This is a genomic window from Aeromonas sp. SrichE-2G (assembly GCF_017939565.1).
GTDB lineage: Bacteria > Pseudomonadota > Gammaproteobacteria > Enterobacterales > Aeromonadaceae > Aeromonas > Aeromonas taiwanensis.
The window spans coordinates 240,417-252,449 of sequence record NZ_JAGKRG010000006.1; the positions used below are offsets into that span (position 1 = coordinate 240,417).

General features: G+C 61.7%; 9 protein-coding genes and 4 tRNA genes. 6 read left to right on the forward strand and 7 right to left on the reverse strand.

The genetic code is table 11. The annotated features are described in order from the left end of the window. Window positions 1-4 precede the first annotated feature (4 nt). From J9885_RS11010 to J9885_RS11025, 4 genes are all read left to right on the forward strand, one after another. Window positions 5-81 (forward strand) — tRNA-Arg (locus J9885_RS11010). A 26-nt stretch (window positions 82-107) separates the two neighbouring features. Continuing rightward, window positions 108-184, forward strand: a tRNA-Arg gene (locus tag J9885_RS11015). Window positions 185-211: 27 nt separating this feature from the next. Next, window positions 212-288: transfer RNA gene (locus tag J9885_RS11020), tRNA-Arg, on the forward strand. A 28-nt stretch (window positions 289-316) separates the two neighbouring features. Continuing rightward, a tRNA-Arg gene (locus J9885_RS11025) sits at window positions 317-393 on the forward strand. 439 nt (window positions 394-832) lie between these two features. Here J9885_RS11025 and pbpG read toward each other — a convergent pair. From pbpG to pepA, 6 genes are all read right to left on the reverse strand, one after another. Continuing rightward, a complete protein-coding gene (gene pbpG, locus J9885_RS11030) occupies window positions 833-1,660 on the reverse strand; it encodes a D-alanyl-D-alanine endopeptidase (RefSeq protein WP_210549459.1) in 828 nt (275 codons plus the stop codon). Window positions 1,661-1,796: 136 nt separating this feature from the next. Next, entirely contained in the window at window positions 1,797-2,462 is a 666-nt protein-coding gene (locus J9885_RS11035; RefSeq protein WP_043757427.1) for a DedA family protein, read from the reverse strand. Between the two features lie 18 nt (window positions 2,463-2,480). Then, window positions 2,481-3,773: a hemolysin family protein gene (locus J9885_RS11040; protein ID WP_210549460.1), complete on the reverse strand. Its 1,293-nt coding sequence runs from the start codon at window positions 3,771-3,773 to the stop codon at window positions 2,481-2,483. A gap of 231 nt (window positions 3,774-4,004) precedes the next feature. Further along, entirely contained in the window at window positions 4,005-6,857 is a 2,853-nt protein-coding gene (locus J9885_RS11045; protein WP_210549461.1) for a valine--tRNA ligase, read from the reverse strand. 63 nt (window positions 6,858-6,920) lie between these two features. Next, window positions 6,921-7,373, reverse strand: a complete 453-nt coding sequence (locus J9885_RS11050; RefSeq protein ID WP_043757438.1) for a DNA polymerase III subunit chi — start codon at window positions 7,371-7,373, stop codon at window positions 6,921-6,923. A 171-nt stretch (window positions 7,374-7,544) separates the two neighbouring features. Then, window positions 7,545-9,056, reverse strand: a complete 1,512-nt coding sequence (gene pepA / locus J9885_RS11055) for a leucyl aminopeptidase (RefSeq protein ID WP_043757441.1) — start codon at window positions 9,054-9,056, stop codon at window positions 7,545-7,547. Between the two features lie 172 nt (window positions 9,057-9,228). Here pepA and lptF point away from each other — a divergent pair, with 172 nt between their 5' ends. After that, the gene (gene lptF / locus J9885_RS11060) at window positions 9,229-10,341 is read left to right on the forward strand and encodes an LPS export ABC transporter permease LptF (protein ID WP_210549462.1); all 1,113 of its coding nucleotides are present in this window, start codon (window positions 9,229-9,231) and stop codon (window positions 10,339-10,341) included. A 25-nt stretch (window positions 10,342-10,366) separates the two neighbouring features. After that, complete coding sequence (gene lptG / locus J9885_RS11065) at window positions 10,367-11,437, forward strand: LPS export ABC transporter permease LptG (RefSeq protein ID WP_134694909.1); 1,071 nt, start codon at window positions 10,367-10,369, stop codon at window positions 11,435-11,437. A gap of 111 nt (window positions 11,438-11,548) precedes the next feature. Here lptG and J9885_RS11070 read toward each other — a convergent pair whose 3' ends face one another. After that, window positions 11,549-12,025 (reverse strand): RDD family protein, encoded by a 477-nt coding sequence (locus J9885_RS11070; protein WP_210549542.1) that lies wholly within the window; start codon window positions 12,023-12,025, stop codon window positions 11,549-11,551. Window positions 12,026-12,033: the final 8 nt, after the last annotated feature.

Sequence of the window (12,033 nt, forward strand, 5' to 3'; positions counted from 1 at the left end):
CAGGGCGCCCGTAGCTCAGCTGGATAGAGTACCTGGCTACGAACCAGGTGGTCAGAGGTTCGAATCCTCTCGGGCGCACCATTTAAAGAAAAATCAAAAGTTTATGAGCGCCCGTAGCTCAGCTGGATAGAGTACCTGGCTACGAACCAGGTGGTCAGAGGTTCGAATCCTCTCGGGCGCACCATATTTCAAGCAGTACCAAAGTTTGTGAGCGCCCGTAGCTCAGCTGGATAGAGTACCTGGCTACGAACCAGGTGGTCAGAGGTTCGAATCCTCTCGGGCGCACCATATTTCAAGTAGTACACAAAGTTTGTGAGCGCCCGTAGCTCAGCTGGATAGAGTACCTGGCTACGAACCAGGTGGTCAGAGGTTCGAATCCTCTCGGGCGCACCATACAGACAGCCTCGACTTCGGTCGGGGCTGTTTTTTTATGGGCAGCTCCAGGCGTGTCGATACGACTCGGCTGGTTGTGATACTCGTCTCTTCACCTCTTCACCTCTTCACCTCTTCACCTCTTCGCATCTCCGCATCTTCGCCTCAGCTCTGCTGCTTCGCTGCTGTGGTCGCGATCATCCCATCCTGGCCATCCAGGCGGTCACCAGCAGGCTCGTGACAACGGCTGCCACGCCGGCATGGCGGGCGCTCGGTGCCTCTCCCTGCCTCCTTTACCAACTCTGCCCCCCACTCAAGCTATCGCGCCCTATGCGCATCCCTTCGTCCGAGACAACACCTTGTCACCTTCTGCTGGTGTATGTGCTCAGATGTGGATAGAGGCGGTTTGCGGGCAATAAAAAAGGATGCCGCAGCATCCTTCTTGTCTTTGTTGAGCGAATCAGCTTTTCAGCCACTTGCGGATGCGGTTGGCATCCCCGACCGGAGTGCGTTTTCCCACGGAGTTGAGCAGTACGATGGCGAGCTCCTGGCTATCCGGCTTGGCGCGCATCAGCAGGCAGCGGCCCGCCTCGTCGGTGTAGCCGGTCTTGGAGAGGCGCACACCCCAGTCCGGGTTCTTCACCAGGGGGTTGGTGTTGTTGAACATCAGGCTGTAGGCAGGAGTGCTGAAGCGCATCTCCTTGCTGGTGTCCTGGGTGAATTCGCGGATCAGCGGCTGGCGATAGGCGGCGGCGATGAGCTTGGCCAGATCCCGGGCAGTGGAGACGTTGCGGGTCGACAGGCCGGTGGCGTCGTAGAAGCGGCTGTTGCGCATGCCGAGCTGTTTGGCCTTGTTGTTCATGGCGCGAATGAAGGCCGAGCGGCCGCCCGGGTAGTGGCGGGCCAGCGCCGAGGCCATGCGATTCTCGGAGGACATCAGCGCCAGATGCAGGGCGTCGCGGCGGCTCACCTTGGTGCCCATGCGCACCCGGGAGTAGGTGTGCTTGAGGTTGTCCCTGTCGTTCTGATCGATGGTCAGCGTCTGGTTCAGGCTCTGGCGGGCATCCAGCACCACCAGCGCCGTCATCAGCTTGGTGAGGGAGGCAATGGGACGCACCTGGGCGGGGTTCTTCTGATAAAGCGTCTTGCCGGTGTTGACGTCCATCACCAGGGCGCTGCCCGACTTGAGTTGCAACTTGGCCGGGTTCGGTGTTGCCAGGGCGGCCGGCGATCCGAGCAGTCCCATCAATCCACCTACCAGCGCGATTGCGCGAATCCAACACCCCATACGACCGACTCCATCCACAGCGAAAAAAGGCGGTAGATTCACTCATTTTTGCCCTTGCTTTACAAGAGCGGGCAGGGGGAATTCGCCACTATTTTCCATAAAAAAGGGCCGCCTGCCGGCGACCCTCTGATTTGCCTCACTTCGGAGAGACACCGGCCTTGCGTTTGCTCCACCAGCGCCAGACCAGGGCGATGAGACCCCCCACCAGCAACACCACGGGCAGATAGAGGATAACGCTGAGGAATTGGGACTCATACTGCGCGGCCAGCTTGGTGTGGCTCAGGTAGTAACCCAGTCCGACCAAGGGGCAGATCCACATGATGGAGCTGATGAGGTTGACTACCAGGAAGCGCCCCTGTGGGATCTCGTTGGCGCCGACGATATAGGGGTAGGCAGTGCGCACGAAGGCGATGTAGCGGGCGGTGATCAGGGTGATGATGCCGTACTTGTTGAGCAGGTAGTGCACCTTCTCCTTGTGCTTGTCGTCCAGATGGGACATCAGCCTGTGATACATCTGGGTGTGGCCAAGGAAACGTCCCTGCATGTAGCCGAGCCAGGTGCCGCAGAAGGTGGCCAGGATCAGCAGCGGGACGACTGCCAGGGGCAGCACGCCCTGATAGATGAGCACGCCGGTCAGGATCAGCAGGGTGTCGCCGGGCAGAAAGGCAGTGGGGATGAAACCATTCTCCAGCACCAGGAATGTCAGGAGGACGACATAGACCATGAAGACCATGTCGGGATTGGAAAGCGTCGCCAGATCCTGATTAATGAAGGCGTGAGCCAGGTGGTAAAACTGCTCCATACATGCAAACTCCGCAGGTTAGCTGGGTTGGTCGGTCAAGGGCATGGCAAGCACCTTGTCGATGCGCAGGCCGTCCATATCCACTATTTCCAGTTGCCACTGTTCCAGGGTGACCAGGTCTCCGGTCTGGGGAAGGCGGCCAAGGAGCAGCATGATAAGCCCTCCAAGGGTGTGATAGTGATGTTTTTCTTCTTCTGGCAGTCGCACCAGCTCCAGACAATCCTTCAGTTCGGGCAGGGGGATGAGGCCGTCGAGCAGCCAGCTGCCGTCGGCGCGCTGGAAGGCCCAGTTGTCCTCCCCACCTTCCTGCTGGAAGTCGCCGGCCAGGGTTTCCAGCAGATCCTGCTGGGTGACCAGCCCCTGCAGCTCGCCATATTCATCCACCACCAGCACCATGTGCTCGGAATGGGTGCGGAAATGGTTGAGCAGCTCCAGACCGTTCAGGGTCTCCGGCAGCAGGCTGCCATCCTGAGTCAGGGCCGCCAGATCGATGGGCTCCCCCTTGATGTAGGCGTGCAGCACCTTGCTGACGTTGAGAATGCCCACCAGATCCGAGAGGCTGCCGTCGCAGACCGGGAAGAAGCTGTGGCGATACTCCACCAGACGCTGCAGGTTGGTTTCCAGCGGCAGGGAGAGGTCGATGTAGCGGATGTCGCTGCGGGGCACCATCAGTGACGAGAGGCTGCGCTCGTCGAGGCGGAACACATTCCGCAACATGGTGTGCTCGTGATCCTCGATCACCCCGGCTTCCGAGCCCTCCACCAGCATGGCGTGGATCTCCTCCTGGGTGACGTTGGCGCCGCTGCTCTGATCGACCCGCAGCAGGCGCAGGGTGGTGTTGGTGGAGGCGGACAGCAACCAGACGAAGGGGCGGGTCAGGGTCGCGAGCCAGAGCATGGGACGGGCCACCAGGCAGGCGATGCGCTCGGCGCTGAGCTGGCCGAGACGCTTGGGCACCAGCTCCCCCACCACGATGGAGAGGTAGGTGACCAGGACCACCACGATGATGGTGGCGAGGAGGCTGCTGCTCTTGGGGGAGAGTCCCCACTCCTGCAGCCAGAGGGCGAAGGGCTGGGCCAGCAGGGATTCGCCATAGATACCGTTGAGCAGGCCGATGCTGGTGATGCCGATCTGGACGGCAGAGAGGAAATGGGTCGGATCTTCGCCCAGCTTGAGGGCGATGGCGGCGGAACGACTCCCCTCATTGGCCATCTTGGCAAGCCGTGCCTTACGGGCGGTGACGATGGCGATTTCCGACATGGCAAAGACGCCATTGAGCAAAATCAATCCAAACAGGATCAATATTTCCATACTGCAGCAGCACTCCCGATAGATAAGACCGCTGGCAGTGTAATGAATTTGCGGGCGATGCGCTTGTGAAAGGAGGTGATTTGGCTCGTGAATTTTTCAATCAGCCTCCTCTGCAGGCGGCGTTTTCCCGTTGAGTCGGGCCGTGAGAGCCGGGCTTGGGTGCCAAGACGGGCCTGCGCCAGAAACGAAAAAGCCCCCGATGGACGGGGGCTTTGAAGGAGACAGACTCGCTTACAGGGCGGCGATCTCGGCCTGCTGGGCTTCCAGCTTGGTCAGCTGGAGGCGGTAGTCCTCCAGCTTCTCGCGCTCCTTGGCGATGACCGCTTCCGGCGCCTTGGCGACGAAGGCCTCGTTGCCGAGCTTGCCCTCGATGCGGCCGCACTCGCCCACCAGACGGGCTACCTCTTTGGCCAGACGGGCCAGTTCGGCTTCCTTGTCGATGAGGCCGGCCATGGGGATCATCAGCTCGGTGGCACCGATGAGCTTGGTCACCGACAGGGGAGCAGCTTCACCATCCGCCAGTACGCGGATGGACTCCAGACGGGCCAGGGACTTGAGGAAGGCCTCGTTGTCAGCGGCACGCTCGGCATCCTTGGCATCGCATTTCAGCAGCACGTTGAGGGGCACGCTCGGCGCCACGTTCATCTCGGCGCGGATGTTGCGGATGCTGACGATGAACTCCTTCACCCACTCCTGATCCGCCATGGCGGCTTCGTCCAGCTTACGCTCGTCCACCTGCGGGAAGGCCTGCACCATGATGGTGTCGGCGTTGACGCCGGCCAGCGGGGCTACCGACTTCCAGATGGTCTCGGTGATGAACGGGATGATGGGGTGCGCCAGACGCAGCAGGGTTTCCAGCACAGTCACGAGGGTGTGGCGGGCAGCGCGCTGCTCGGCCTCGGAACCCTTGGTCAGCACCGGCTTGGTCAGCTCCAGATACCAGTCGCAGAACTGGTTCCAGATAAATTCGTACAGCACACCGGCTGCGATGTCGAAGCGGTAGGTATCCAGCGCGGTACGGAAGTCACGGATGGCCACTTGCAGCTGGGACTGGATCCAGCGATCCGCCAGGCTGAACTGCATCTCGCCACCGGCAAAACCGCAATCTTGATCTTCGGTGTTCATCAGCACGTAGCGGGAGGCGTTCCACAGCTTGTTGCAGAAGTTGTTGTAACCGTCCAGACGCTTCATGTCCCAGTTGATGTCACGACCGGTAGAGGCCAGCGCCGCCAGGGTGAAGCGCAGGGCGTCGGTGCCGTGGGCGTCGATCCCTTCCGGGAACTGCTTGGCGGTACGCTTGGCGATCTTCTCGGCCATCTGCGGCTGCATCATGTTGCCGGTGCGCTTCTCCAGCAGATCTTCCAGCGAGATGCCGTCGATCATGTCGAGGGGGTCCAGCACGTTGCCCTTGGACTTGGACATCTTCTGGCCTTCCTCGTCGCGGATAAGACCCGTGATGTAGACGGTCTTGAACGGGACTTGCGGCTGGCCGTTCTCATCCTTGATGAAGTGCATGGTCATCATGATCATCCGGGCAATCCAGAAGAAGATGATGTCGAAGCCGCTCATCAGCACGTCGGTCGGGTGGAAGGTCTTGAGCGCCTCTGTGTTGTTCGGCCAGCCCAGGGTGGAGAAGGTCCACAGGGCGGAGCTGAACCAGGTGTCGAGCACGTCTTCGTCCTGACGCAGCACGGTCACGGACGGGATGCTGTGCTTGGCGCGCACCTCTTCCTCGCTGCGACCGACGAAGACATTGCCGGCATCGTCATACCAGGCCGGGATGCGGTGACCCCACCACAGCTGACGGGAGACGCACCAGTCCTGAATGTCGCGCATCCAGGAGAAGTACATGTTCTCGTACTGTTTCGGCACGAACTGGATGCGGCCATCTTCGACGGCTTCGATGGCGGTCTTGGCCATGGGGGCCACGCGCACGTACCACTGGTCGGTCAGCATCGGCTCGATGGGCACGCCACCGCGGTCACCGTAAGGCTGCTGTAGCACGTGATCCTTGATCTCGGCCAGCAGGCCCAGCTCGTCCAGCTTGGCGACGATGGCCTTGCGGGCCGCGAAGCGCTCCATCCCCGCGAACTCGGTCGGCAGGGCGGCGTCATAGGCGGTGCTGGGGTTACCGTTGGCATCCACCACTTCGGCCTCGGCACGCACGTGGGCGTCCAGGGTGAAGATGTTGATCATCGGCAGGTTGTGGCGCTTGCCGACTTCGTTGTCGTTGAAGTCGTGGGCCGGGGTGATCTTCACGCAGCCGGTGCCCTTCTCCATGTCGGCGTGCTCGTCGGCGACGATGGGGATCAGGCGGTTCACCAGCGGCAGCAGGATGTGCTGGCCGATCAGGGCCTTGTAACGCGGATCTTCCGGGTTCACGGCGACGGCGGTGTCGCCCAGCATGGTCTCCGGACGGGTGGTAGCGACGATCAGGTGATCCTGGCCTTCGGCAGTCTTGGCGCCGTTGGCCAGCGGATAGCGCAGGTGCCACATGTGGCCCTTGATCTCGCGGTTTTCCACTTCCAGATCGGAGATGGCGGTGTTGAGCTTGGGATCCCAGTTCACCAGGCGCTTGCCACGGTACATCAGGCCGTCTTCGTAGAGACGGACGAACACTTCCTGCACGGCGGCGGAGAGGCCTTCATCCATGGTGAAGCGCTCGCGTTCCCAGTCCACGGAGTCGCCGAGACGGCGCATCTGGCGGGTGATGGTGCCGCCGGACTCTTCCTTCCACTGCCAGATCTTGTCGATGAAGGCTTCGCGGCCGTAATCATGGCGGGTCTTGCCCTCTTCGGCGGCGATCTTGCGCTCCACCACCATCTGGGTGGCGATACCGGCGTGGTCGGTACCCGCCTGCCACAGGGTGTTCTTGCCCTGCATGCGGTTGTAGCGGATCAGGGTGTCCATCAGGGTCTGCTGGAAGGCGTGACCCATGTGCAGGCTGCCGGTGACGTTCGGCGGCGGGATCATGATGCAGAAGGAGTCTTTGCTGGTGTCGCCGTGGGGCTTGAAGTAGCCCTGGGCTTCCCAGTGCTGGTAGAGCGCCTGTTCGATGGCGTTGTGATTAAAAGTCTTTTCCATGGTCTCGCCGTAATCTGGATGGATGGATTCTGGTGCTGATGGTGGTGGAGGAAACGGGGGCAGTCAGGGCTGCGCCGGATCCTGAGTCGCGACGGGCTGATCCCTCATCTCGAGGGTGTGTCCCGCCTGGCGATAAAGCTTGTAGCGCTCGCGGGCCCGCTGCTTCTGCGTTTCGTCAGTGGGGACAAAATCTACCACTTGAGCGAAGTGTCCTGCAAACAAAGGTGTCTGCCGGGCCAGGTTGATGAGGCAGGCATAGCGCCGCCGTGGTGGCTGATGGCCTATCTCCACCGGGGCCTGGCCGCTCTCCCCCTGCAACTGGTGCGGCACGAAGCGATCCGGCGGCAGTTGCCACAACAGCTCGTCCAGGCGCAGAGCCTGGGCCTCGTCGTCGCAGAACAGGTAGAGGTGGCCCGCGCTCCAGCCATCGGCCGCAAGCTGGCAGGCGAGGCGCTCGACGGCAGAAGCCTGGCCGTCGTCCGGCTCGCTCATCAGGTAAAAGGTCACTTGGCTCATCAGGTTGGTCCCGTTTGGCTGTGACGGACAGCGATTGGCCGTCTTCGGAGTACCGTGCCGGGCACGGATTTCCCCGGATTCTCTCAATGAAACAAGGAAGAGGCAGGCCTCTTCCTTGTGGTACAGGGTAATGCCTTGCGCATCGCTCATCGAGTCGATGGGGAAGGGGAATTACTCCTTGTCTTCGACGTCCGCCACGCCGGCCCGATTGAGCAGGAACTGGGTCAGCAGGGGCACAGGTCGGCCGGTGGAGCCCTTCTCCTTGCCGCTCTTCCAGGCGGTCCCGGCGATGTCCAGGTGGGCCCAGTTGTACTTCTTGGTGAAGCGCGACAGGAAGGCGGCGGCGGTGATGGTCCCCGCCGGACGGCCACCGATGTTGGCCATGTCCGCAAACGGGCTCTCCAGCTGCTCCTGATACTCGTCGAACAGGGGCAGGCGCCAGGCGCGATCGCCAGCCTGCTCGGAGGCGTTGAGCAGCTCGTGGGCCAGCGGGTTGTGGTTCGCCAAGAGGCCCGAGGTGTGGTGACCCAGGGCGATGATGCAGGCACCGGTCAGGGTCGCCACGTCGATCACGGTCTCGGGATCGTAGCGGTCCACGTAGGTCAGCGCATCGCACAGCACCAGGCGGCCTTCGGCGTCGGTGTTGAGCACCTCGACGGTCTGGCCGGACATGGTGGTGAGGATGTCACCGGGACGGTACGCATTGCCACCCGGCATGTTCTCGCAGCCCGCCAGCACGCCGATGACGTTGATGGGGAGCTGCAGCTGGGCCAGGGCGTGCATGGTGCCGAGCACGGAGGCGGCACCACCCATGTCGTATTTCATCTCGTCCATGCCGTCGGCCGGCTTGATGGAGATGCCGCCGGAGTCGAAGGTCAGCCCCTTGCCCACCAGCACGATGGGCTTGGCATCGGCGTTGCCCTTGTATTCGATGATGGCCATCATGGCCTCGTTCTCGGAGCCGCGGGCCACCGCCAGGTAGGAGTTCATGCCGAGCTCGGCCATCTCCTGCTCGCCGATCACCTTGGTGGTGATGTTGTCGTAGGCATCTGCCAGACGGCGGGCCTGGGAGGCGAGGTAGGCCGGATTGCAGACGTTGGGCGGCATGTTCGCCACGTCGCGGCAGATGCGCACACCCTTGGCCACGGCCAGACCGTGGTTGATGGCGCGCTCGCCTATGGTCAGTTCACGACGCGTCGGCACGTTGAATACCAGCTTGCGCAGGGGGCGGCGCGGTTCGGCCTTGTTGGTCTTGAACTGGTCGAAGCTGTAGAGGCCCGCCTTGGTGGTTTCTACCGCCTGGCGTACCTTCCAGTAGGTGTCCCGGCCCTTGACGTGCAACTCGGTCAGGAAGCAGACCGCCTCCATGGAGCCGGTTTCGTTCAGGGTGGTGATGGTCTTGTTGATGATCTGCTTGTACTGGCGTTCGTCGAGTTCCCGCTCTTTGCCGCAACCCACCAGCAGCACGCGCTCGCTGAGTACTCCGGGTACTTGATGCAGCAGCAGCATCTGGCCTGGTTTGCCTTCCAGATCGCCGCGGCGCAGCAGCGAGCTGAGGTAGCCGTCGCTGATCTTGTCCAGCTGTTCGGCAACCGGAGAGAGACGGCGCGGCTCAAAAACGCCGACCACGACGCAGGCGCTGCGTTGCTTCTCAGGACTGCCACTCTTTACACTGAACTCCATGGAATCTCCTACATCCTAAAGACAAAAGGCACCTTTTATTGAATAATGCGGTGCTTGTTGGGGTATCAGAGGCGGAGCGAACAGCCACAGGCTCCGCAGTTCAAACTGGTAAAAATCCAATATAGGGCCCTATTTTTCAGGCATTCGACTAAAAACACAAGTTTACTTGGGAATGACTGTGATCGTTTTCCGATATTTGTTCAGGGAGACCCTGAAAACCCAGCTGGCGGTGCTCTTCGTACTGCTGCTTATCTTCGTCAGCCAGCAATTCATCCAGATCATCGGCGACGCCGCCGATGGCGAGGTGCCGACGCGCCTGGTGTCCACCCTCTTGCTGCTCAACCTGCCGAATATGGCCCTGTTGATGCTGCCGATCAGTCTGTTTTTAGCCATTCTGTTTGCTCACGGTCGTCTGTACGCAGAAAGCGAGATGACGGTGATGCACGCGGTGGGCTTCAGCCACCGTTTCATCATGGGGAGTGCCATGGTGCTGGCCCTGCTGACGGCGGCTGTCGCGGCATTCAACACCGGCTGGATTGCCCCCCAGGCCAAGGAGCGCGAGTACCAGGTAATCGACGAATTCAAGGCCGATCCGGGCATCTCCTTCCTGCAGGCCGGCCGATTCATGGAGCTCGACAAGGGGCGTCTGGTCGCCTACATCCAGGATCTGAACGACAAGGGCTCCGAGCTGCAGAAGATCTTCGTGCTGCAACGGGCAGAAGGGACGTCCCCTCCCTCCGTGGTAGTGGCGACGGAAGGGGTGGTCACGGTGGATGACAACGGACTGCAGTGGCTGACCCTGAAGGACGGCTCCCGCTATGAGGGGCGTTTCGGCACCCGCCAGTTCCAGGTCTCCGAGTTTGCCGAGTACAGCCTGGTGATCCGCCAGCAGGAGATGGAACGTTCCAACCGCAAGGCGGCGGCCAAGCCGACCATTGAGTTGCTGGGTACCCAGAGTAATCAGTTGATGGCCGAGCTGCAGTGGCGTCTGTCGTTGCCGCTCTCCATCCTGGTGCTCACCTTCCTGGTGGTGCCGATGGCCAGGGTCAACCCCCGCCAGGGACGTTATGCCAAGCTGCTGCCGGCCATCCTGCTCTATCTCTCCTACTTCCTGCTGCTCAGCGCCGCCCGCTCGGCCATCGACAGCGGGCGCCTGCCCCACTGGCCCGGCATGTTCCTGGTGCCGCTGGTCTACCTGCTGCTGATCGGGTTGCCGCTCAACTTGCAGGGCACCAGCTGGTGGAACGGGGTGAAGGGTCACTTCTTCCAGAGAAAGTCAGCATGATGCTGCAACATAGGAGTTTCTGCTGATGTTCGGCATTCTCGACAGATATATCGGCCGGGTCATCTTCATGTCGATCCTGCTGTGCGAGCTGACCCTGGTCGGGTTGGCAGCGCTCATCAAGTACGTGGAACAGCTGAAGGCCGTGGGGGAGGGCAACTACGACATGCTCAACGCCCTCTACTTCGTGATGCTCTCCATGCCCAAGGAGGCCGTGCTCTTCTTCCCGCTGGCAGCACTGCTGGGCGGTCTGATTGGTCTGGGCCAGCTCGCGACCAGCTCCGAGCTGGTGGTGATGCAGGCGGCGGGTCGCTCCAAGATCAGCATCGTCATGGCGGCGCTCAAGACGGCGATCCCCTTGATGCTGCTGGTAGGGCTGATGGGAGAGTACGTGGCTCCGGCCGCCAAGCGGATGGCCGATGACATCAAGGCGGGCGCCATGTCGGAGGGGCGCCTGACCGTCTCCGCCTACGGGGTCTGGGCGCGGGATGGCAACAACTTCGTCAGCATCAACGGGGTACGCAACGACGGCGCCCTGACCGGCATTACCCTCTATCGTTTCACCCCCTCCCGGGATCTGATCGACGTGGTGCAGGCGCAGGAAGGGGTGTTCGAGCAACACCACTGGCGGCTCAACAATATCTCTGTCACCCGGTTTGACGATCCCACGCAGATAGTGACCGAGCAGCATCCCCAGATGGAGTGGCAGTCAGAGCTGACCCCCAAGCAGCTCGGGGTGGTCAGCATCGATCCCGAGAACCTGCCCGTCTCCGGGCTGATGGACTACATCGGCTATCTGGATGCCAACAAGCAGGATGCCGGGCGCTACAAGCTGGAGATGTGGCGCAAGCTGCTGTCCCCCCTCTCCGTGGTGGCCATGATACTGCTGGCCTCCTCCTTCATCTTCGGCCCGCTGCGCTCGGTGAGCATGGGCGCGCGGATGCTGATGGGGATCATGACAGGCTTCGCCGTCTATGTGAGCGACCGGGTCTTTGGCCCCGTCAGTCTGGTCTATGCGGTGCCTCCCATACTGGCGGCCATCGCCCCCAGCCTGCTGTTCGGTGGCATCTCCTTCTATATCCTGAGCCGCAAGCAGTAACGGTGGCCGGTAGCACTGCGGCGTCAGCCATGCTCGCGGCCATGTGATGCCAGCACGCAATAGAAAGAGGGCACCCCAGGGTGCCCTCTTTCTATTGCGTGCTGGCTCCGGTCACTTGTTCAGCTGTTCCAGGTTCTCCTCCTTGCTCAATACCACCACCTCGCACTCGGCCCAGATGTCCTGGAAGGCGCGGGGACGGGCGCGGTTGAACACGCAGAGCAGGTTGCCAAGGCCAAAGGCCGAGGTGGCTAGCCGGATCAGGGCCTGAGTGATGCGGATATTGCTGCCGTCCAGATTCTGGATGCGCAGCCGCCAGGCGCGCATGCCGATGGTCTGACCGGCGCGGGTCCAGAACCAGGTATAGAAACCACAGATCACCAGGGCCAGCCAGGCGCTGTAGAGGGGGCTGGTGAGCAGCCAGGACGCATCCTTGCCCTCGGGGACGGTCGCCATGCCGGTAGCCAGCAGGAGTTGCGCTACCCCCATGCCGATGAAGCCGGCGATGATCAGGAGAGCGATGACCACCAGATAGTCGTAGAGCAGTGCACCCAGGCGTCGCAGCAGGCCGGCCGATGGGTGTCGATGCAGGGGGGGGG